This window comes from Veillonella denticariosi JCM 15641 (assembly GCF_002959855.1).
Lineage (GTDB): Bacteria > Bacillota > Negativicutes > Veillonellales > Veillonellaceae > Veillonella > Veillonella denticariosi.
In genome coordinates this window covers 542,486-564,452 of record NZ_PPDB01000007.1, presented here as the reverse complement: position 1 = coordinate 564,452, position 21,967 = coordinate 542,486, and the positions used below count along the sequence as shown (strand labels likewise).

At 43.7% G+C, this 21,967-nt stretch carries 23 protein-coding genes; 15 read left to right on the top strand and 8 right to left on the bottom strand.

All coding sequences use genetic code 11. The annotated features are described in order from the left end of the window. Window positions 1-40 precede the first annotated feature (40 nt). The gene (locus VEHSUH05_RS09500) at window positions 41-91 is read right to left on the bottom strand and encodes a hypothetical protein (RefSeq protein ID WP_353511575.1); all 51 of its coding nucleotides are present in this window, start codon (window positions 89-91) and stop codon (window positions 41-43) included. Between the two features lie 367 nt (window positions 92-458). Between VEHSUH05_RS09500 and VEHSUH05_RS08180 the strand changes: the two genes are divergently transcribed. After that, window positions 459-1,667 carry a hypothetical protein gene (locus tag VEHSUH05_RS08180; protein WP_054673695.1) on the top strand — a complete coding sequence of 403 codons (1,209 nt, stop codon included), beginning with the start codon at window positions 459-461 and terminating at the stop codon, window positions 1,665-1,667. Here the strand turns inward: VEHSUH05_RS08180 and VEHSUH05_RS08175 are convergent. Beyond that, window positions 1,660-2,406, bottom strand: a complete 747-nt coding sequence (locus tag VEHSUH05_RS08175) for a DUF2726 domain-containing protein (protein ID WP_105091276.1) — start codon at window positions 2,404-2,406, stop codon at window positions 1,660-1,662. The genes VEHSUH05_RS08180 and VEHSUH05_RS08175 overlap by 8 nt on opposite strands. Window positions 2,407-2,578: 172 nt before the next feature. Further along, window positions 2,579-3,238: an HAD family hydrolase gene (locus tag VEHSUH05_RS08170; RefSeq protein ID WP_105091275.1), complete on the bottom strand. Its 660-nt coding sequence runs from the start codon at window positions 3,236-3,238 to the stop codon at window positions 2,579-2,581. A 134-nt stretch (window positions 3,239-3,372) separates the two neighbouring features. Between VEHSUH05_RS08170 and VEHSUH05_RS08165 the strand changes: the two genes are divergently transcribed. Continuing rightward, a complete protein-coding gene (locus VEHSUH05_RS08165) occupies window positions 3,373-4,236 on the top strand; it encodes a hypothetical protein (RefSeq protein WP_054673689.1) in 864 nt (287 codons plus the stop codon). A 206-nt stretch (window positions 4,237-4,442) separates the two neighbouring features. On the opposite strand, the gene VEHSUH05_RS08160 is transcribed toward VEHSUH05_RS08165, so the two are convergent. Together VEHSUH05_RS08160 and VEHSUH05_RS08155 are read right to left on the bottom strand one after the other, a co-directional pair. After that, window positions 4,443-5,753 (bottom strand): APC family permease, encoded by a 1,311-nt coding sequence (locus tag VEHSUH05_RS08160; protein ID WP_105091274.1) that lies wholly within the window; start codon window positions 5,751-5,753, stop codon window positions 4,443-4,445. A 1-nt stretch (window position 5,754) separates the two neighbouring features. Then, window positions 5,755-6,489 carry a gamma-glutamyl-gamma-aminobutyrate hydrolase family protein gene (locus VEHSUH05_RS08155; RefSeq protein ID WP_054673687.1) on the bottom strand — a complete coding sequence of 245 codons (735 nt, stop codon included), beginning with the start codon at window positions 6,487-6,489 and terminating at the stop codon, window positions 5,755-5,757. 162 nt (window positions 6,490-6,651) lie between these two features. Here VEHSUH05_RS08155 and VEHSUH05_RS08150 point away from each other — a divergent pair, with 162 nt between their 5' ends. Then, on the top strand, window positions 6,652-7,032 hold the full coding sequence (locus tag VEHSUH05_RS08150) for a hypothetical protein (protein ID WP_245875951.1): 381 nt from the start codon (window positions 6,652-6,654) through the stop codon (window positions 7,030-7,032). Between the two features lie 170 nt (window positions 7,033-7,202). Here VEHSUH05_RS08150 and VEHSUH05_RS08145 read toward each other — a convergent pair whose 3' ends face one another. From VEHSUH05_RS08145 to VEHSUH05_RS08135, 3 genes are all read right to left on the bottom strand, one after another. Continuing rightward, on the bottom strand, window positions 7,203-8,759 hold the full coding sequence (locus VEHSUH05_RS08145) for a putative polysaccharide biosynthesis protein (RefSeq protein ID WP_105091273.1): 1,557 nt from the start codon (window positions 8,757-8,759) through the stop codon (window positions 7,203-7,205). Between the two features lie 3 nt (window positions 8,760-8,762). Continuing rightward, complete coding sequence (gene fba, locus VEHSUH05_RS08140) at window positions 8,763-9,692, bottom strand: class II fructose-1,6-bisphosphate aldolase (protein WP_038115512.1); 930 nt, start codon at window positions 9,690-9,692, stop codon at window positions 8,763-8,765. 207 nt (window positions 9,693-9,899) lie between these two features. Continuing rightward, window positions 9,900-10,802: an RluA family pseudouridine synthase gene (locus VEHSUH05_RS08135; RefSeq protein ID WP_105091272.1), complete on the bottom strand. Its 903-nt coding sequence runs from the start codon at window positions 10,800-10,802 to the stop codon at window positions 9,900-9,902. Window positions 10,803-10,981: 179 nt separating this feature from the next. On the opposite strand from VEHSUH05_RS08135, the gene VEHSUH05_RS08130 reads away from it, so the two are divergent. The 12 genes from VEHSUH05_RS08130 (at window position 10,982) to VEHSUH05_RS08075 (ending at window position 21,846) form a co-directional block, all read left to right on the top strand. Beyond that, window positions 10,982-12,721 carry a WG repeat-containing protein gene (locus VEHSUH05_RS08130; RefSeq protein WP_105091271.1) on the top strand — a complete coding sequence of 580 codons (1,740 nt, stop codon included), beginning with the start codon at window positions 10,982-10,984 and terminating at the stop codon, window positions 12,719-12,721. Between the two features lie 373 nt (window positions 12,722-13,094). Further along, on the top strand, window positions 13,095-13,589 hold the full coding sequence (locus VEHSUH05_RS08125; protein ID WP_054673679.1) for a YajQ family cyclic di-GMP-binding protein: 495 nt from the start codon (window positions 13,095-13,097) through the stop codon (window positions 13,587-13,589). Window positions 13,590-13,654: 65 nt separating this feature from the next. Next, window positions 13,655-14,773: a cobalt-precorrin-5B (C(1))-methyltransferase CbiD gene (cbiD, locus tag VEHSUH05_RS08120; protein ID WP_105091270.1), complete on the top strand. Its 1,119-nt coding sequence runs from the start codon at window positions 13,655-13,657 to the stop codon at window positions 14,771-14,773. After that, window positions 14,749-15,375, top strand: a complete 627-nt coding sequence (cbiE, locus tag VEHSUH05_RS08115) for a precorrin-6y C5,15-methyltransferase (decarboxylating) subunit CbiE (protein ID WP_054673676.1) — start codon at window positions 14,749-14,751, stop codon at window positions 15,373-15,375. The genes cbiD and cbiE overlap by 25 nt, the downstream gene beginning before the upstream one ends. Then, window positions 15,372-15,959, top strand: coding sequence for a precorrin-6Y C5,15-methyltransferase (decarboxylating) subunit CbiT (gene cbiT / locus VEHSUH05_RS08110; RefSeq protein ID WP_105091269.1), 588 nt, complete (start codon window positions 15,372-15,374; stop codon window positions 15,957-15,959). Before cbiE ends, cbiT begins: the two co-directional genes overlap by 4 nt. A 1-nt stretch (window position 15,960) precedes the next feature. After that, entirely contained in the window at window positions 15,961-16,722 is a 762-nt protein-coding gene (cobM, locus tag VEHSUH05_RS08105; RefSeq protein WP_105091268.1) for a precorrin-4 C(11)-methyltransferase, read from the top strand. A gap of 50 nt (window positions 16,723-16,772) precedes the next feature. After that, entirely contained in the window at window positions 16,773-17,903 is a 1,131-nt protein-coding gene (locus VEHSUH05_RS08100; RefSeq protein ID WP_054673807.1) for a cobalt-precorrin 5A hydrolase, read from the top strand. Between the two features lie 29 nt (window positions 17,904-17,932). Further along, on the top strand, window positions 17,933-18,622 hold the full coding sequence (gene cobJ, locus VEHSUH05_RS08095; protein ID WP_245875959.1) for a precorrin-3B C(17)-methyltransferase: 690 nt from the start codon (window positions 17,933-17,935) through the stop codon (window positions 18,620-18,622). Continuing rightward, window positions 18,619-19,416, top strand: coding sequence for a precorrin-6A reductase (cobK, locus tag VEHSUH05_RS08090; RefSeq protein ID WP_054673674.1), 798 nt, complete (start codon window positions 18,619-18,621; stop codon window positions 19,414-19,416). Before cobJ ends, cobK begins: the two co-directional genes overlap by 4 nt. Beyond that, a complete protein-coding gene (locus tag VEHSUH05_RS08085; protein ID WP_095066148.1) occupies window positions 19,394-20,059 on the top strand; it encodes a precorrin-8X methylmutase in 666 nt (221 codons plus the stop codon). The genes cobK and VEHSUH05_RS08085 overlap by 23 nt, the downstream gene beginning before the upstream one ends. A 3-nt stretch (window positions 20,060-20,062) precedes the next feature. Then, a complete protein-coding gene (locus VEHSUH05_RS08080; RefSeq protein ID WP_105091267.1) occupies window positions 20,063-21,058 on the top strand; it encodes a FecCD family ABC transporter permease in 996 nt (331 codons plus the stop codon). After that, window positions 21,058-21,846, top strand: coding sequence for an ABC transporter ATP-binding protein (locus tag VEHSUH05_RS08075; protein WP_105091266.1), 789 nt, complete (start codon window positions 21,058-21,060; stop codon window positions 21,844-21,846). The genes VEHSUH05_RS08080 and VEHSUH05_RS08075 overlap by 1 nt, the downstream gene beginning before the upstream one ends. Window positions 21,847-21,967 lie beyond the last annotated feature (121 nt).

Genomic DNA, 21,967 nt, shown 5'->3' with positions numbered 1-21,967 from the left:
CATGCCACGATTAGAAAGCTAGCTTTTAGCTAGAGGTCAATCACTTTGCTGCCATGATAATGGTCGCCACAAGTATGCCAAAGGAAATCATTAAGGATAACACTTTGAATATACTCATATTGATCACCGCCAATCTCTAGAAGATTAGCAAAGGCTGGACCCATTTAGCGGCCTCAAGCTCAATATAGTGCTGTTAATCATAAAAGTAAATAGAAAAGAAGTCCCTAACAGTTACAGGGGTGACCAATAGGAACCTCTTTCGTTTTGTACTCATTTTCATAAATGTGTTCCATTTATGTTACAATATACAGAAAATAGTTAGTGCTTCTTGAGGGGAGTTTATGTTTAGAAAATTTCTGGCGTTTACTGGCCTTATTGCGGTAATGTGTCTAAGCGGCTGTGGTAACCTAGGTGATACGTATAAAGGTGAAGTCGATTTTATTTAAGAGGATATATTCATGTTAAGAAATATTGTATTGGCTATCGCCGTAAGTGTGTTTATCATATCGCCTGTATATGCTCTTGATATTGATTTACCGGGGGCTGATAGCAGTGTGCCGGCAAATGCTTATATGAATTATACAGATAAAGCCCTGGAGACCGCACTTTCAGAGAAGAAAGCTGTCGTTACAGAGAGGTTAGATCGTTTACATTACCGTCAACAGGAGAAAGAAAAACGGATTCAGTATAGTACGAATACATTACGCGGTATAAAAGGGCACAGCACTGTGATTCGACTGCATTTAGGTGGTGACAGTATGCGATTATCCATGCCTTTCGCCAGTCAGTTCGGTACATATGATACAGATAAAGAAAGTCAAACGTTGGTGATAAATAATGATCAAGTTAGTTTTTCTATAACTGAAAATGATAAACATAAATTAATTAAGTCTATCAAGGACAATACAGTTAAGAATGGTGAAAGTAAACGTTTTTCCTATCAATCGTTACAAAATGCTTTGTGGTTTAAGGCGATAAAACGAACAGAAGCGGGTAAAGATATTCATACGACAGGAATTCTGATTACAGATCCAAAGAATCGTGCAAAGGCGTATAGATTAACATTTACCGATGATGGTTCAAGTAAGGCGAGCACTTTCACAGAATACAGTGTAGAGCATTTACTTGCTAATTATATTGTGCCATCTATTCAATTCTTGCCTGACGAAGATGTATACTCTGAAAATAAAGAGTTAAACGGATTTACTTATAAAGCGCCAAAAGGGATACATCAAGACATAAGTCATGATATGAACGGTGAAGCAATTCATGTATATACGTCAGATGGTTATGCACAAACGGTTACTGTTGATGAGAAGATTCTCGCCGATAATAGCCTGACCGGACAGTATACTAAAATGCTAGAGTTTATGACAGAGTATAGCATAAATTTAGGCATTGCAAATCCGGAATACGCCGTTGTTTGGAATGATGGAGTACCATCTGTACTGATTGATGTATATAATCCTAATGGGTCATCTCTATTAGTCATATTTACATATGATGAAAATCATATGCTTATGAATTGGATTGCCTATGATGTGACTAAAATTAAACTTAGCCATGAGGAAATACGAAACATGGCGGAGTTTGTGAAAGTAAAAAATGTGGATTCATATAAAAATACAAAGTGGCAACCTCTTTCTGAAAAGTATATGCTTATTTAATCGCACTATTTTTTAATAGTTTGGCGATAGTGTCTTTCGCCATAATTTTGCAGTACAATTTATCGAATATTATATATGGACTTAATTGCCCGGTTTTTTGGTTTTTTGTACTTCTGGCGGGATCTATTATTTCTGATAATGGAATTCTAATAGTTGGAACCCCACATATTTCCCAGAATTTATCACGATCTTTGTCCTTTAATTTTTGTATGTGCATTTCTTTTGATGGTGTCGTGGCATCCGAAGTATGACTTTTACCATCCAGTTCTATGATAAATAATGTGTATCCATAGTTGTTGACGATAGCGTAGTCGACGCGTTTTTGGGAAATTCTTTGAAAGTTAATAGAGTCGTAATTTTTATTCTTTTTTCCTGAAACGATGCAGGCGAAGGAAACTTGCGGAAATACATGTACGTTATATGGGGATAAAATATTCAAGAGAGCGAAAAATACATTTTTCTCGCTAAGTGTCTGAATATGGTGAGGCTTATAATACTTAGCGTATTCAGAAATCGGTGCATATGATTCTTGTTCAGTAGGCATATTACAAGCTGTATTAGTAGAATCTTTAGCCGTATACGGATCTACGTTAGGTGACACATTTGTTTTGTCAAATATTTTGTAGCACCAATCCAAGATTGCGGGACTTTTGGCGTATGGTTTGGATTTCCAGTGAAAGTAAAGATTTAGGTATAAACCTATTGCGATAACAATGAGCAAAATAGAAATAATCGTCATGAATCCCTCTCCTTTAGTAATGAATTAAAATCAGTTTGTCAGAGAGAGTTGAAATTTACATGAATTATTGAGCCTATTTATATTGGATAGTAAATGGTTAATATGATGTTAGATATAAATTAAGTAGATGCGAATGGATGGATGTGCATAAGTAGAATTGAGGTAGAATCTGTTATCGATTTAATTCGTCAATAATAGTTACAATATCTTCCGCCTTACGCGCGATATATTGTACGCCTAGTTCGTGATGAAGTGTTTCATCTCGAAATCCCCAGGTAACGCCGATGCAGAGGAGTCCCGAATTGTTAGCGGTTGCCACATCTACTTCGGAGTCACCGATATAAATGGATTCTTCCGGGGTGGAGCCTAATTCCTTTAGTGCTTGTAATACCATGTCCGGTGCAGGTTTGCGTTGTAGGCCGGGGCGTTCGCCGATGGCGACGGGTAAACGATCGCCAAAATATTCTTTGTTTAACGGGGTTATACCTTCCTGGATTTTATTTGAAACTACAGCCAGTTTATATCCTTTGGACCGTAATGTATCCAGCACATCGAGTATGCCCGGGTAGGGGGCCGTGTAATCTTGCAGGTGTTCTCCGTAATAGGTTTTGAACTCGTCCAGATAGGTATTGAATTCATCATCTGTTACAGAATCCGGTAAAGATTCGCGCATCAGGTGAGCCACGCCGTTACCGAGGGCCGCTTTCACCTGGGGAACCGACCGTTCGGGAAATTTATGTAAGTGCAGTACATGATTTACGGCATTGCGTAAATCCGTTAATGTATCGAGCAATGTGCCGTCACAATCGAAAATGATAGTTGTATATTTCATAGGAACCTCCGATCTTGAATTTCGTATGTACATAATTATATGATGAATCTATAGAAAATCAAGGTTATTGACCCGTTAAACGTGCAACTTATGTTACAATAATAAACGGAATTGTTACTGATATGAGGTGTGTTATGACTGAAATACAAGCGCTTTTATTGTTGAAAGCCTCTTTAGAATCCGCCGATATTCACGGTGTTGAATCTATATTGTCCGAGGATTGTGAGTATATGTCCACCGGTCGCGGCATTATCGGCCGAAATCGGAATGAGACGATTGATTTTTTATCGTCGATGATGGAATCCATCAAGGCGGACCGTGTGCCTGTGAACTGCAATGTGATGCATATTACCGATGTGTATGAAGAGGGTGCGTTGTTTGTAACGGGGCGTCATGGTTTGACCGTTTCTTATGAAAGCGGAGATACTTATGTATATATGCTGTTTGTAGATATGAATGACGAAGGTCTGGTTGACCGTATCGTGTCCAGTCAGGAAAACTACAGTATTGCTTATGATACACTTCGTTTGAACGATGATGAACCGGAATATGCTTTCACCATGACGCCGACGACGGTGAAAGACTGGATTACATCCCTCAGCATATGGCTTGAAACGGATAATGTTGATATCGATGATTTTTATCGATATATCGATGAAGATACGCGCGTCGTATTTCAGAAGGGCGATGCTGAATCGATTACCCTTGAAAGCGGTCTCGATGTGGAGGATTATTTTGATCAGCTGATGAATCAACACTTTGATGCGGTGCCGCATATTATTCGTGATGACGATGATAACCTCATTTTGACATACGGGCCGATGAGCCTTATTGCCACACTTAATAAGGACGGTGCACTGGCGTTGATCAGTATTTATATCGATATGCGAGATGAAGATGAACTGAGTGACGAGGTGGGCTATATTGAGGAAGATATAACGGAAATAATCTATGACGACGAAGATATAACAGAAGTAGCCCATGATGACTTCGAATGATTGTATTTAATGAATTGTCATTTATAATACGTATATCCATAAAGAAAAAATACATATGTCTATAAAGAAAAACTACCAGTTGAAATTTTAACTGATGCTGTTCAGATCATTAGTTAAAAAAATTCATCTGGTAGTTTTTATGGGATTAATTTCTAGCGGTAATAGCGAGTTTATTGCATAAGCAATTACTGAATAAGCGATTTATGCTATAATTCTGTTTTCTCTTTGATGAGCCCCGCTTTTTTCTTGCGCCAGTAGGAGAGATAGAGCGGCAAGATAACGATACAGCCGCCTAAGCCCCAGAGTAACTGGTTCGTTTGTGCTTGAGCCAACATCCAGATAGATGTGCCTATGGCGATGAATGGAATGATATAACCGCCCGGAATGGTGTAAGAGCGAGGTTTATCGGACCATTTACGGCGGAATACGATAACGGCGATACAAGTCGGTAAGTATTGAGTAAATCTCGATACGGCACTGATAGCGGCAAGGGTAGTAAAGCTACCGCTCCAAGCTAACAGTACACTGGCGATAGCCGTCACGATAGCCGCCACATATGGTGCATTATAACGGTTCCGTTTTGCTAATGCAGACGGCAGCATTCCATCTTCAGCCATGGATGTAGCGACACGCGGTGCATAATAAGCTTCCGCAAAGTTAATGCCGCCCATGGAGATGAGTGTACCGATTAATACGACGTACATACCGACCGGTCCGACGATGACGTTGAAAGCATCCTGAACAGGGGCTTTTGTGTTAGCAAGGTCAGTACCTAATACACCGATAGAGACCGAGAGGATTGCCATGTATAATACGGAAACGATCAGCATAACCGTAATAATGGCGCGAGGCAGATTCTTTTTCGGATTTTTCATATCCTCTGCAGCGATGGCGATAACTTCAAAGCCCGTGTAGGCAAAGAATAAAAGAACTGCCGCTTGTGCAAAGGAGCCGTCTATATAGGTGTCGTTAGGAAATACCGGTGTGAAGTTATCTCCATTGATAAAGAAAATACCGATGGCGATAAACAGGACAAGGGGCACCAGTTTAGAGATGGTAATTAAGTTGTTGACAACTTTAGAAACGGTAACCCCGAAGATATTAACGATGGTAAGTCCAACGATTAAGATAAAAGAAATAGCGTCTTTGGCGAAGTCCCCGCTCAATATTGGAAAGGCTGCGCCGAGGGCTGTTGCAAATCCTACGGCCATAGCTGCCCATGCAATAACGGTGACGACCCATTTTAAGACACCGACTTCAAAGGCCCAAAAGTCGCCCAGCGCATGCTTGGCGTAAAGGTAAGGGCCACCATTGCGCGTGAAAAGGCTGGCCGCCTCCGCGAAGCAGAGCGCGATACAGCCGGCGATAACGGCATCGAATAAGAGGACCCCTAAACTGGCGGAGCCGATGATGGAATAGGCCTTGTTCGGTAGTAGGAAAATACCTGTTCCTACGATTCCGTTTATGCCGAGGAGCACGATGCTCCAAAAACCGAATTTATCGGATGAATTTGACATTTTATTTTATCTCCTTTGCAGCGTTTACGAAAGAGGCGAACACAGCTTTTGCGTGGGAATCTTTTACGTGCATCATTTCAGGATGGAACTGTACCGCCATGAACCAAGGTCGATTCATATCTGTTATCGCCTCGACGGTGCCATCCTTAGCACGACCGATAACGGTCAAGTCATGTCCCACATCCTTCACTGTTTGATGATGGTGCGAGTTCGTAATCCATGTGGTTGTACCGATGATGTCAGCCAGTTTTGAGTGTGGCTCAAGTGTTACGGTATGTGTCGGCAATGAAGGCGTCTGTCCCTGACTATGCTTGATCGTACAGTTCTGATCGTATGATACATCCTGATATAATGTGCCGCCGCGATGGACATTCATGATTTGACAGCCTCGACATATAGCGAATACAGGAATATTTCTTTCTTCCGCTGCGGAAAGAAGTGCAAAATCAAACTGGTCTCGTGCAGGGAATACGTCGCCGATCTTCTGTAGAGGTTCTTCACCGTAATGGAGCGGATATACATCGTGTCCACCGGTGAGAAGGAGGCCGTCGATGAGACTAACGGTTTCTTTTGCTACGTTTAAGTCTTCTGTGAAAGGAATGATAATAGGAATACCTCCGGCTTCTTCAACGGATCGAATGTAATCTTCGTTGACGTAGGAACGAATAAGATCCACATAAGGACCGCTGTTATCACGCATTGTATTACCGGAGATACCGATTAATGGTTTTCTCATAGTTTACCTCGTACAAATAAATATATAAATTTAAGATATCTATAGTATACTGCAAGAATTCCAAATAATCTATAGCATATTGTTAAAGTAGGAATTATTTTTGTCTTTGGATCTATTAAAAAAATGGTATGGTATATTACATACAGAATTTGGGAGGTCATTATGGTTTTTCTGACATCGTTACAGAGTATAGTCCCCATTGTATTACTCATATCGTTAGGATATATATTGAAGGGGCGAGGCATGTTTAATCCGTCTTTCAGCGGAAATTTGTCGCGATTTATCATGTCCGTTATTTTGCCGGCGGGCGTGTTCGTATCGCCTTTATCCCTAATTTATATCGGTATCGTATTACATGATGCGGGACTGAAGAGTATGAAGCTGAACAAAGATGCGTTGGGCGGTATCGTGGGACGATTTGTAGTATCTCGGTTGATCATGTTCGGTGTCATGTACCGTTCTGTTTGTTATCGTTATACCGGTTATTATGGAAATACTGACTATGATAGGCATAGTAGTATGATAGAAAATGTGTATTTATAAACTATAATATTATTACATTCTGTTATAGTATAAATTGACTCTCCTGTAGGATTCGTGATCTATTTGCAAAATAAAATTGACCCTCTAATGTCAGAGATCTTTGCCTGACTTTAGAGGGTCAATTCATAGTATGAAGTTTCGTCCTATAATCCGAAGTTTTATATAAATAGTTATCTGAAGAATCTACCGATGAGCGGCATGTCGGCACCGTCGTCTTTATTGAGTCCTTTTAAGAGGACCATGATAATGACGTAAAGGACTAAGCCTTCAATACCGGTGAGTAAGAAGTTCGCCCACATCGGTAAGATCGCAGATAGGGACTGGTAGCTCATGTAGATGAGTACGCCCATGATACCGGCACTGACCACGTTTTTCCATAAAATGGAGAAATCGAGGAAGTAGCCTGTATATTTTTTGATGTAAATCAAGTTGAGTAAGGCAGCAAAGCCGATGTCCGCCACGGTGGCCCATGCGGCACCGCCGATGCCAAGCTCAGGAATAGCCGTTAAGTTCCAGTTCAGAATTACTTTGATAATGATGGCAATCGCCATATTGACTACCGGAATTCTCGGCTTGCCGAGACCCTGTAAAATACCTGTCGTCACCTGATGAATACCGAGGAAGAAGATGGCGAGCGCCACGATTTGTGTCGCCATGGCAGCCTTCGGTGCATTGTAAATCAAAGTGACCGTTGGCACGGCTAATACATATAACATGACCGTAAATGGTACGGTCGCCATAAAGGATAAACGCATGGAACCGGCGGTTCTATTGTAAATTCCTTCATGGTCATGTTTTGCAAATGCGTGAGATATGGACGGTACGATACTCGTCGCAAGGGCTGCTGTGATAATCGTAGCCAAGTTGATAAGAGGTACCGCCATGCCCGTCAGATAACCGAAGAGCTCCGTTGCTTCATTCATCGTAAAGCCCGCCGTTAACAGTCGGCGAGGTACGATGATCAAATCGAGGTTTGCCGTCAACGGCAACATGATGCTCGCCAGAGATATAGGCAGTGCAAGCCAGATGAGTCTCATCAGGATTTCTTTTGATGATTCCCGTTCTCCCTGATAGCTTTCACCGGAATCAGGGGCCTTAGGCAATTTATAGTAATAATATAACAGTACCAGGAAGGCACCGAAAGCACCGATGCCGGCACCTAAGCTGGCACCGCCGGCCGCCTCGGGTAAACCGTACGGCAAGAGAATCGAAGCTGCACCCAGCATCACCACAACCCGTAGTAATTGCTCTACAATTTGACTTACCGCCGTCGGCGTCATCAATTCGTAGCCCTGAATATAACCGCGGAAGCAGGAAATCCAGGTAACGAAAAAGATAGCCGGAGCCAGCGCGATGATGGAGTAGTAGGCACGGCTTTCCTGAATGATGCCGCTCGAGATGAGCCAATCGGCGCCGAAATACATGGCGAGGCTGGCGATGAGCCCCGTAATGGTGAGCATCGTAAAGGAAAGGTTAAATACTCGCTTAGCCCCCGTGTAATCATTGAGGGCTAACCGTTCTGCCGTCAAAATGGAGATGGCAATTGGCACACCTGCGCTTGAAACCTGTAATAGCAAAAGATAAATAGGAAAGGCCATCTGGTAAATCCCGATACCTTCACCGCCCAGGATGCGTGAGAGGAGAATCCAGTTGATGCTGCCGATGGCTTTCACAACGAAACCGGCAATGGTGAGGATTAATGTTCCTTTTAAAAATCCACTAGCCATAGATTATAGTTTGTGAGAGGAACCTAACACGTTCTTGATTTTGTGTGCTACCATGCCTTTAATAGCGTCACGAGCAGGTCCTAAATATTTACGAGGGTCGAATTCGGAAGGATTTTTCGCCAGGTATTCGCGAATGGATGCGGTCATCGCCAAGCGAAGGTCCGTATCGATGTTGATTTTGCAAACGGACATGGTTGCCGCTTTGCGAAGCATATCTTCCGGCACACCTTGTGCACCGGGGATGTTGCCGCCGAATTCATTACATTTAGCTACGAATTCAGGCAATACGGTGGAGGCGCCGTGCAATACGATAGGGAAGTTAGGCAATAATTCGCCTACTTTTTTCAAACGGTCAAAATCAAGGTATGGGTCGCCTTTAAATTTGTAGGCACCGTGGCTTGTACCGATGGCGATTGCCAAAGAGTCAACGCCTGTGAGCGCTACGAATTCAGCGGCCTGTTCAGGATCCGTGAAACGAGCATCCTTGTCTGCTACGTTTACGTCGTCCTCAACGCCTGCTAAACGTCCCAATTCCGCTTCCACTACAACGCCGTGAGCATGAGCATATTCGACAACTTGTTTCGTAATCTTAACGTTTTCATCAAAATCGTGATGGGATGCGTCGATCATAACGGATGTGAAGCCGCCGTCTACGCAGTCCTTACAGATTTCAAAGGAATCGCCGTGGTCAAGGTGAAGGGCGATCGGTAAATTGCTGTCCTCCAAAGCCGCTTCAACGAGCTTTACGAGGTAAATGTGTTTTGCGTACTTGCGGGCCCCTGCGGATACCTGCAAGATGAGAGGGGATTGTTCCTCTTTTGCGGCATCCACGATACCTTGTACGATTTCCATATTATTTACGTTGAAAGCACCAATGGCGTAGCCGCCTTCATAGGCTTTTTTAAACATTTCTGTAGTCGTTACTAATGGCATGATATCCTCCTTGGCCGTAAGCCTGCATGTGAATTTCATTAATAATGCGTACACAATGGTCACATATATTAATTGAATTTGATTATGAAAATGCACCTGACATTCTATATCAATCAAATTTAGTATATCAAGAATTATACTAAAGGGACAACAGTTTTTGCATAACTTATGCATCAACTTTGTATTATTTCGGGTTGAACAGCTGTTTCAATCAGTTGCCCCGATCAGTTGCTTCATATCGGCCGGAACCGGTGCATATAACTCCAGCCACTCATTCGTTATGGGATGGTGAAAGCTGACGCACGATGCATGCAGCGCCTGTCGTTTAATGCAGTGTAAGTGCCCGCCGTATAAATCATCCCCTGCCAGCGGAAACCCCAAATGTGACAGATGTACGCGAATCTGATGGGTTCGTCCCGTGTACAGCAGACAGCGTATATGGGTATGTGACTGAAGCCGGGGAGCGCCCGTTGTGATACGGTTTATTACTGTTATATCCGTTCGCGCCGGCTTTCCCGACAGTGTACATTGTCGTTCGATGATGCTGCCCGGCTTTCTGCCGATGGGCCATCGAATCGACATATAATCGGTAAAGACAGAACCTTCCACGACGGCGTCATAGGTCTTGAGAAAGTTTATATGCTTTCTGTCGAATTCATTCTGAACTACCGAAGTTTTTGCGATGATGACGATGCCTGAAGTGTCCTTGTCGAGACGGTGCACCGGATGAAAGTCGTAATGCTGGTTGCTTTCACTATAATAGTGTAGGACTCCGTTGGCGAGAGTGCCGTCCCGTACCGTTGATGTGGGATGCATGAGTACCCCCGGCGCTTTGTTGATAATCAATATATATTCGTCTTCGTAAACGATGTCCAACGGCATCGGAGTGAGATTAAAACTCTGCTGCAGTTCAATCTCCATTACGAGATGATCACCGCCGTGAACGAGCGTGTCCCAGGTGGACGGCTTGTCGTTTATTGTGATGATACCGTCATTTCTCAACTTGCGTCGCATGCGTTGTGAGATATGCTGTTGTTTGATGATGTGATTCATAGACTGCGTATGCACGGCGTCGTCTATAATTAAATCGATAATCGTTGCTTTACTCATATATGTATTATAGCAGAATCCGCTTATTATAATAGAAAAATTTATGAAGACTTAACATATATTGATAATACTTTCAGTTGTCAGCTTAAAATTACATATTGTATAATATTATTATTTTATAGTGTCATTCTATAGTTATATAGATTATCTGTGTGATTATTTTGTAAAAGGAGAGGTTTATGAAACTCAATAAAAAATCACTACTAGTCGCTTGTGTCTTGGCGACTATGTCTGTAAGTGCACTGGCAGAAACAACTACGACTACTACGGTTACAAATAGTAAAACAAAAACGACATCGGATAGTAATACAGTGTCTAATTCAAGTAGTCATACTGACTCTACCGGTCATGTTACTGTAACTAATCAAGATACGCCGAATTCTACGATGACTCATATAACGCGTGAGCAAAATAGTACAACTGTGTCTCGCTCTAGCAGTACAACAGTAGGTAAGACCTCTAGCAAGACTGTATCTAAATCTGTAAGTACAACTACGAAGGAACCTTCTGGTCGTACAAAGAATACATCTGTAGGTGTTGGTGTAGGTATTGGTCGACTTGATACGTTTAGACCGATTTCCGGTGCTGTAAAACAACCGCCGACAGCTGTAAAAAAAGCGATGAAGGTTTTAAAAGATGATTCTCTTATAAAACAAGGTTATCTAGGTCTTGTAAAAGAAAAGGGTAAATGGGGGATTGTAGGTACTGATGGTCAAGTTGTACTCATACCGACTTACAAAACTATAGATGCATCCGGTAAGAAAGATGGTACATTTTTCGCTGAAGAAGGCAAAAATAAAATAGTTCATATAAAAGCTGATGGGACCGTATTACAATCAGGCAAAGAAGCTCAAGAGGCTTTATATAATGACAAAAAGGAAAAATCTGCTGCTGTTAAAGAATTAAACGATTTTGATCCTAATGACATTCGCCAAGCATACCCAAGTGATTCCTATGTATCTTTTACTGAAAAAGGAAAGCTGGGCTTTAAAGATGCTAACGGTAATGTAGTGATTCAACCACAATTTAAAGCACTTCCTAATACTGAAACTAAATTTAGCGAAGATCGTGCTTTTGTAAAAGCTAATGGGAAGGTTGTAGCTATTGACGGTAAAGGTAATGTGGTATTTGCGGCTCCATCTAATGAAGTATATCCTTATAAAAATGGTTTGGCTGAATATCGTCGCAAGGTAAGTCATTTTGGCTTAGGTGGTGTTTTGGGACTTGTTGGTATGGGCTACCTATATAATCATGGTGGTGTATACCTTGATGGTATTGGCGGTCTTGTAGATGATGGTATGAAACGTGGCTATATTGATCGCAATGGTGTTATTGTTATCGATAGTAAAAATGACTATGTATATCCTATGGAAGAACATGGTACATTGGTTCGTAATGAAGGTAAACTGGGCTTTATGAACCGCAAGGGTCAATATATAATCCAACCCGGTAATTATGAAGCCGGTACTATAGATATGAATAATGTCTTGTTGACGCTAAAAAATAAAGATACAAATAAGTATGGTATTTTTGATATGGAAACAGGAAAACAAGAAGTGCCGTTTAAATATGATACGATTGACTTTATCGGTGAACATCAGATGTCCGTTACAAATGATACAAATCGTTACGTTGTAGATATGTCTGATGGACGTATTATCTATAAAGGCGATAAATCTATGAATGTAAAATCTTTCATAGGTGACACGTATACTTGGGTATATAATAAGGACGGTAATTATAAAATCTTGTCTCTTGAAGGAACACTTACAGAAACTCCGATTATGCATGATATTTCCGGTACCGATAGCTTCTCGCACGGTTACAGCCCTGTAAAAATCAAAGGTAAGTGGGGTGTTATTAATGCTAAAGGTGAACTAGTTGTCCAACCTATATATGATGAGGTTACAATTTTATAACCTGACATAAAAGACTGCATTCGAAAGAGTGCAGTTTTTTATTTGTCTGTAATCTTTGAATTATTTTAGGTAAAAGATTTGTTGCTCTGAAGCTTTTAGATTTTCATGTAAAAAACATCGATAAGACAATCAAAAAAATCGACTTACCTAGAAAATATAGGTGTTTTACGTTATAATTATAAAGACGTATTCTGCATTGGTGAGACTATATTTATTGTATTGAAAATGTTTTTAACTGGTACTATAGTTTTAATATTTTCTTTCTATCAAGTTTGATGATTTATATAAATAGGGCTTTCACAAAGAATACAAGGATGATGAAAGTAATGCTATGAACCTTATGTCCAACGGGTTCAGGTGTAGGAGGTATAAAATGGCTAAAGATTGTTCCTTTGATGTAGTGTCCGAAGTGGATATGCAGGAAGTGGATAATGCGGTAAATCAGGCGAAGAAGGAAATCGGCACTCGTTATGATTTCCGCGGCTCTAAGGCGGAGATTATTCTTGAAGGCGACACTATTAAGATTGTCGGTGATGACGAATACAAATTGAACGCCATTATCGACGTATTAAAGGGTAAGATGGTTAAGCGTAATGTAGCGATCAAAAATCTTGATTACGGCAAGGTGGAACCGGCTGCGGGTGCTACGGTTCGCCAAGTGATTACCATCAAAAAAGGCATTACCAAAGAAAATGCCAAAGAAGTGGTAAAAGCGATCAAAAATATGAAATTGAAGGTCCAAGCGTCGATTCAGGAAGATCAGGTGCGCGTATCCGGTAAGGATAAAGATGATTTACAGGCGGTTATCCAAATGTTGAAACAGTTGGATATTCCTGTTGAATTGCAATTCGTAAATTTCCGTTCTTAATTACATGTGTCCATGATAGGGCATATTTGATTTTTTGAATCAACCCTATCGGTATAGGAGGCCTTATGAAAGTAGAGGACATGAAAGGTGGGTATACCACGGGTTCGTGCGCTACGGCAGGTATGAAAGCTGGTTTATTGGCCCTCTTAGATAACAATATCGTGGAACAGGTGGTTATTGAAAATCCGCAAGGCCAGTATATTCAGGTGCCTATTAAAGCAGTGGAGGTTTTATCAGATACATCGGCGAAGGTAACCGTTATGAAAGACGGCGGTGATGATCCTGATGTGACCCATGGTAATGATGTGGAAACGACGGTAACCCTTGATGACTCCGGTGAGTTACAATTTCGTGCCGGCTTTGGTGTCGGCACCGTAACGAAGCCGGGCCTTGCCATGCCTCCCGGTGAACCGGCTATCAATCCGGGACCGCGGGCGATGATGAAAATCGTCTTCGATGAATTATGTGTGCGTGGTCAGGGGGTGACCGTTACGGTCAGCGTTCCAAACGGAATGGTTCTTGCGAAGAAAACACTCAATCATACCCTCGGTATTGAGGGCGGTATTTCTATCATCGGTACGACGGGGATCGTTAAACCTATGAGCGAAGAGGGCTTCAAGAATTCTTTAGTTCCTCAGTTAAAGGTTATGAAAGCGAACGGCTGTGAAACGGCGGTTCTCGTGCCGGGACGAATCGGACAGGACTTAGCGGAGCAGGTGCTGGGTATTCATAAGAACCAAATGGCGGAGACCAGTAATTTTATCGGATTTATGCTGGAACAGGCCGTACATATCGGCTTTAAACGCATCCTGATTATCGGGCATATCGGTAAGCTCATCAAGCTTGCAAGCGGTAGTTTTCATACACATAATCGCATGAGTGATGGCCGTATGGAAAGTATCGTGGCTTATGCTGCGCTGGAAGGGGCGTCACAAGCGGTATGCGAAGAGTTGTTTAATTGTCAAACGACGGAGTCCACGTTCCCTATACTGGAGCGGGAAGGTCTTACCGGAGTTTACCAACGCGTGGTGGACCGGGCGTCTTTGCGCAGTGAGCGTTACATAGCGAACGAAGCAGAGGTGGGTATTATTATTACTACCTTGAAAGGTGAAATTCTGGCGATGGATAAGCATGCCAAAGAGATAGGAGCGCTTGAACAATGGCACATACCTTGTATATCGTAGGCATTGGACCGGGCAATCCTGATTATGTGGTGCCTAAAGGTCTTAATTTAATTAAACATGCTACGGTCCTGGTGGGCAGTGAACGATCTTTAGAGGACTTTCAGGAACCGGGACAAATTACATATCCTGTAACGGGAAAACTCAGTTTATTGTCTGAACAAATTGAGCATGAGCTCAATGACCATGATGTGGTCGTGATGGTCAGCGGTGATACGGGTTATTACAGCCTGTTGCCTTATTTAAAGAAAAAATTTACTGCTAATCCGATTGAGGTCGTGCCGGGCATCAGTTCGATGACATTTGCCTTTGCGCGTCTCAATGAGGTGTGGCATGATGCGGATCTGATGAGCTTTCACGGGCGCCAGCCGGCACCGGAGCAGCTTGTCTACAAAGCAGGGAAAAAGATGGGATTTTTGACGGATCCCGAATATAATCCGGCGCATATTGCGCGTATTTTAATTGATGGAGGATGGCCGCCCGAAACGCGTGCAGCGGCCCTTGAGCGATTGAGTTATGGCGATGAAAGAATCGTAGACTCCACGCTGAAGGTCTTAACTGAGCTGGAAGGCTTCGGTCATTCTGTTATGGTGGTACTGGGATGAGACATTTTTTCGGAATTCCCGATGAGGAATTTATTCGCGGTGATGTGCCTATGACGAAGTGCGAGATTCGCAAAGCCGTTATGAATGAGGCGCGCATCGAGGAAGATAGCATCGTGCTTGATGTAGGTGCAGGGACCGGCTCGATTTCTATCGAAGCGGCCTTAGCTGCGCCGAAGGGGCATGTTTATGCTATTGAGCGATTTGATAAAGGCATTGAGCTGATTCATGAGAACATGAAGAAGTTCAATGTGAATAATATGACCGTCATCAAGGCGAAAGCCCCTGAAGGCATGGAGGATTTACCGGAACTTGATGCGGTTATTATCGGCGGCAGCGCCGGCGGCATGGGCGCCATTGTGGATGAAGCACAGCGCTTATTGAAGGTTAGCGGTCGCCTCGTTGTGACGGCGGTAACGATGGAAACTGGTTATACCATTTTGAAGGAACTGAAAGGACGTCCTTTCACCTATGAAGGGTACCAGATGTCCATCAGTCGCTATCGCAAGGCGGGTCCGTATCATTTGCTTGATCCGTTGAGTCCGATTTTTATCGTGTCAGCGACTCGTATCGCAGAAGGAGAGTAATATGGTTGATGTACATATCGTCGGTGCAGGCCCCGGAGATCCGGAGTTAATCACGCGCAAAGGGTATCGCCTAGTTCAGGAGGCGGACGTTGTCATTTACGCCGGCTCTTTGGTAAATCCTGCTATTTTAGAGGCTTGTAAACCGACATGCGAAATTCATAACAGTGCTACTATGAATCTTGATGAGGTATTGGCCGTGATGAAAGCAGCCGTTGAAGCTGGTAAAAGGGTAGTTCGCCTTCATACGGGGGACCCTGCTATTTACGGTGCTATTCAGGAACAGATGGATGCTCTGGCCGGCATGGGTATTACCTATGAAGTCGTGCCCGGCGTAAGCTCATTTCTTGCAACGGCGGCGGCATTAAAACAGGAATATACATTGCCGAATGTATCTCAAACGGTAATTATTACGCGCATGGAAGGCCGTACACCGATGCCTCCGAAGGAAAAATTACGCATGCTTGCCGCTCATGAAGCCACTATGTGTATTTTCCTCAGCGTACAGATGCTCGATAAGGTCGTGGAGGAACTCATTGAGGGCGGCTATGACAAGACGACGCCTGTGGCTATCGTGGTGAAAGCATCCTGGCCGGATCAGCGCATTATTCGCGGTACATTGGAAACCATCGCGGAAATCGTGGCCAAGGAAGGCGTATTACGTCAGGCTATGATCGTGGTAAGTCATGTACTGGATAGTGAATATGAACTATCTAAACTGTATGATAAAGGCTTTGCTCATATGTACCGGAGTGCGAAAGACTGATGAAAAGCAAATCTTTTGTATCCGATATGAGTTCGGATGAAATAAAAAGTATGCAACAAACCGGATCGGCAGATATTTCCATTAGTGGTAAACAGCAAACGAAGACGGCGATTTTGTCCGTGTCGGAGCGAGGAGCTCGGTTGGGACAACGTATTAAATCTTTGGTGGCACCTCATGCGGATTGTTACGAAAAAACGAATCGTCCTTCCGGCGGGGAGGCAATCTATTTTGATTCCCTGAAAAATCATATCGAGCAGATTTTCAGGGACTACGATCAGGTGCTATGCATCATGGCTCTTGGCATCGTAGTGCGAATGATTGCTCCTTATATCGAGCATAAATCAAAGGATCCTGCTATTGTGGTGATGGACGAGGCGGGACATCATGCAATCAGCTTGCTGTCCGGGCATCTCGGCGGTGCGAATGAGTGGACTCAAGCCATTTCATTAGCTATCGATGCGGATCCGGTTATTACAACCGCAACGGATGTAAACGGGTTACCGGCACCTGATGTATTGGCGCGCCATGAACATCTGATGGTGGATGACTTTCAAACGCTTATCAATGTAAATTCCGCCATTGTTGGTGGAAAGCAGGTCGATTACTATATCGATAGCGGTTTAGTCGATGCTGAGCATTTGAAAGACGCCGCACAACAACATATTGGTAACCATGGTGTGGTGAATTTGGTGACCGTTGAAGAGTTGATTGATAGCGTAAACGGGCTAAATTTTTGCGTTGTCATAACCGACAAGGTTATCCACGAACATCCGAATCAACTGATTTTACGTCCTCGAACCTATACGGTGGGTATCGGATGTCGTCGAGATACGTCGAAGGAGCTCATTTTAGACGCTATTCATTCATCATTGGCGGAACATCAGCTTTCACCCAAAAGCATCGTAACAGCCGCATCGGTTATCGTTAAACAAGATGAAGTCGGCCTGTTGGAGGCCGTTAAGGAGTTAGGGTGGCCTATTGAATTCTATACGCAGGATGAAATGGCACCGCTCATTGAAGAACAGAAATTAAGTGAATCAACATTTGTAAAAGGAACAATAGGAGTAGGAAACGTATGCGAAACAACAGCACTACTGGCGGCCAGGAGCCGAACATTAATACAGCACAAAACGGTGTATCCCAAAACAACAATTGCGATTGCACAGGTAACATCAAGGTAATCGGTATCGGTCCGGGCAATGCGGAGTTTATGACACCACAGGCGCGTGAAGCTATTTTGGCGGCAGACCGCGTGGTAGGTTACTTGACATATCTCGATTTGATTGAGGAACTAATCAAAGGCAAGGAAACTGTAGGAACGGCGATGATGCAAGAGGTGGACCGTTGTCAACAAGCGGTTGATCTCGCCGTAGAAGGGCATCAGGTTGTGGTAGTATCCTCCGGTGACTCCGGCGTATACGGCATGGCGGGGCTTGTGTTGGAATTGGCTAATAAAGTGCCTGCCGACAGACGTCCTTCCGTAGATATCGTACCGGGTCTAAGTGCTGTAAATGTAGCGGCATCTGTATTGGGTGCGCCGTTGATGCATGACTTTGCTGTGATCTCCCTAAGTGATTTGATGACTCCCTGGGATCTCATAAAAAAACGTGCTGATCTCTGTGCACAAGGGGATATGGTTATTTCCCTTTACAATCCGCGCAGTAAAAAACGCGTAACGCATCTTGATGAAGTTCGTGATATCGTTCTTAAATATCGTGATCCTAAAACACCGGTCGGTATCGTGCAAAAAGCAGGGCGTGCCGGTCAACATATGATTATTTCTGACCTTGAAAACTTTACAAACGAAGAAGTGGATATGCAGACCCTCGTTATCATCGGTAACAGCCAAACATATGTTGAAAATGGCCGTATGATTACACCACGAGGCTATAAATTATGATATGGGTCATCGCCGGGACTTTGGATGGACGCACTTTAGCGGTAGACATTCAGGAGCGGACCGATGAAGATGTACTGGTTACCGTGGTGAGTCAATATGGAGCGGAGTTGGCCGCTCATAAAGGCATTACAGTTCATACGGGACGCCTCGATCAACAGGCTATGCAGAATTTAATCGCGGAACACGATGTGCGTTTATTGATTGATGCCAGCCATCCTTATGCGGCTATCGTAACGTCGACGGCTCAGGATGCGGCGAAGGCGATGGATATTCCGTTCGTTCGCTTTGAGCGTAAAGAGGTGCCGCTACCGGATTACGATAAATTGCATATCGTAACGGATGAAGCGGAAGCGGCAAACCTGGCAGGCCGATTAGCAAAAGAAAACAACGGTCATGTGTATTTGACGACAGGCAGTAAGACGATGCATATTTTTGCCAAGTCTGAAGCTTTACGGGATTGTGAAGTATGGACTCGGATTTTGCCGACTGCAGAGGTGCTCACCATGATGGAGGACCTCAAGGTGAGTCCTAAACGCATTGTTGCCGTACAAGGTCCATTTTCATATGATATGAATCGCATCATGTTTCATGATACGAAGGCGAGCGTGGTGGTGATGAAAAACTCCGGCCTCGTCGGCGGAGCGGATACGAAACTGCAGGCCGCCATGGACCTTAATATCCATGTTATTGTTATCGACAGGCCGCGTGTGACCATTGAAGGGCCTATGGTTTCGTCGAATGAAGAATTTTTTAATTTATGGGAGGACACTAATGGATTACGTAAAAAATCCTAAAGCCATTGAAGATAAAAGTATGGAAATCATTTACGATTATGTAAAGGATTTGGGGTTAAGCGATGATGAGATCCGCGTTGTATCCAGAACGGTTCACGCTTCCGGTGACGTGGAATACGCACAACTCGTTAAAATGAGCCCTGATGCGGTACAAAAAGGTATCGAAGCGTTAGATAAGGGGGCAGATATTTACACTGATGTGGAAATGGTACGCACGGGTATTTCCAAACCGGCTCTTAAACTTCGCGGTAATGAAGTACATTGCCTCATCAAGGATGAAAATGTAGCTAAGATGGCGAAAGAATTGGGGGTTACGCGCTCTATCGCAGCCATGCGTACATTCGGCAAACAGTTAGAAGGCCAAATCGTCGCTATCGGTAATGCGCCGACTGCACTTTACGAAGTATTGCGCCTTGCTCTCGAAGAAGGTGTAAAACCGGCCCTTATCATCGGTATTCCTGTAGGCTTTGTGGGGGCGGCCGAATCCAAAGATTACCTCATGGAGGTGTCCCCTGTACCGTATATCACAGTAAAAGGCAACAAGGGCGGCAGTCCGATTGCCGCATCCGTATGTAATGCATTGCTTTATACAGATGTGAAACGCAATGACATGCTCTTTGTAGAAGGTAAACACGAGAAGTAAACTATGGGTACTGCAACTAATCGTAAAGCATTTCGCATGCTTGTTATGATTATTTTGATCGCTGCCGTCGTATCCAGCATGATTTTCTCGCTGTTGTACGGCTCCACATATGTGTCATTGCAGGATATTTGGCAAGCGTTGACGTCTTCAGAATTAACATCTACATCATCTCAGATAATATGGAATATACGGTTTCCTCGCAATATTGTAGCCGCCTTTGTAGGGGCTTCTCTTGCCGTATCCGGTGCTATTTTACAGGCGGTCATGAAGAATCCACTGGCGGATCCTCAGATCGTAGGGGTATCATCAGGAGCGGGCCTTGCTGGCGTTATCGTTCTGATATTATTCCCCGGTTATGATTATATCGTGCCTTTAGTAGCTTTTTTAGGTGCTATGGGGGCGGCTCTCATGGTCTACGCATTGGCTTGGAAAAATGGCATCAGACCGAGTCGAATTATTTTGGCCGGCGTGGCTGTAGCCGCTTTCTTAGGCTCCGGTATTTCGGCTCTTCTCGTATTTTACGGGGATCGTGTACAAGGTGCCTTGCTTTGGATGGTAGGAGGTTTATCGGCTCGCAGCTGGCCTCAGGTAGAGGTGCTATTCCCGTATGCTACGGTAGGCCTTATCTTGGCCTGCTTAGGTGCAAAGCGCCTCACCATATTGAGCTTAGGGGATGAGACGGCGAAGGGGCTGGGCCTTAAAGTTGAGCAAACACGGTTTATGATGACCGCCGTGGCTGCTCTTTTAGCTGCCGGTGCGGTGAGTATTGCGGGGCTTATCGGTTTTGTCGGTCTCGTGGTACCTCATATGTTGCGCCTGATTATCGGCAATGATTACGCATACTTGTTACCGGGTTCTGCCTTACTTGGGGCTCTTGTGTTAGTCGTGAGCGACACGGTAGGGCGCGTTATCGCCAGTCCTATTGAAATTCCTGTAGGCATCATCATGGCCTTTTTCGGGGCACCGTTCTTCTTGTATTTGTTGAGGAGGGATAGATAATGAATCATAACGGTGCTGCGATCAGTGTGGACCGATTGAATATTATTCTGGGCGGCCGTCATATATTACATGATATTTCTTTCGCTATTCCGAATCATGAGATTACAGCCCTCATAGGGCCTAACGGTTGTGGTAAAAGCACGCTTTTACGGTCTATTATCGGTCATGTGAAAGCCGATTCCGGCAATGTATCGATTAATGGGAAAACGCTTGAAGACTATTCACAGAAGGAATTATCCACGTATATGGCATTTTTACCGCAGGTACCGGATATGCCGCGCGATATGACCGTTGAAGAGCTCGTCTACTGCGGTCGCTATCCTCATCAGTCTTGGTGGAAAAATACGGCGAAGGAGGATCGTCTTGCTGTGGATCGGGCACTGGAGATTACGAAGACATCCCGTTTGAGACATCAAATGATGCCGTCCTTGTCGGGCGGGGAGCGACAACGCGTGTGGATTGCGATGGCCCTTGCACAGGAACCGCAGTTGCTCGTTCTGGATGAACCGACGACCTATTTGGATATCAATCATCAACTGGAAATCATGGAGTTGTTGAAACGGCTCAATCGTGAACAGAATATGACGGTCCTCATGGTGCTGCATGATTTGACGCAAGCTGCACAGTACGCTGATTATATGGCGGTTATCAAGGAAGGGCATCTCGTAGTCGATGGAGTTCCGCAGGATATCATGACGGAACAGCTATTGTTAGACGTCTTTAAGGTGCGTGCTGTCATTGAAGATAGAACGGATAAGCCTTATGTAAAAATTCAGGGATTGGCATAAGTATATAAATAAAGATTGTCCTTATACCTTTGTGCATCGGCATTTTATCGTTTGGGTCAATTGTAAAAATCAGACTGGATATGTTGTAAAAAAGGTGGTAGTGAAATACGTATTTCACTAC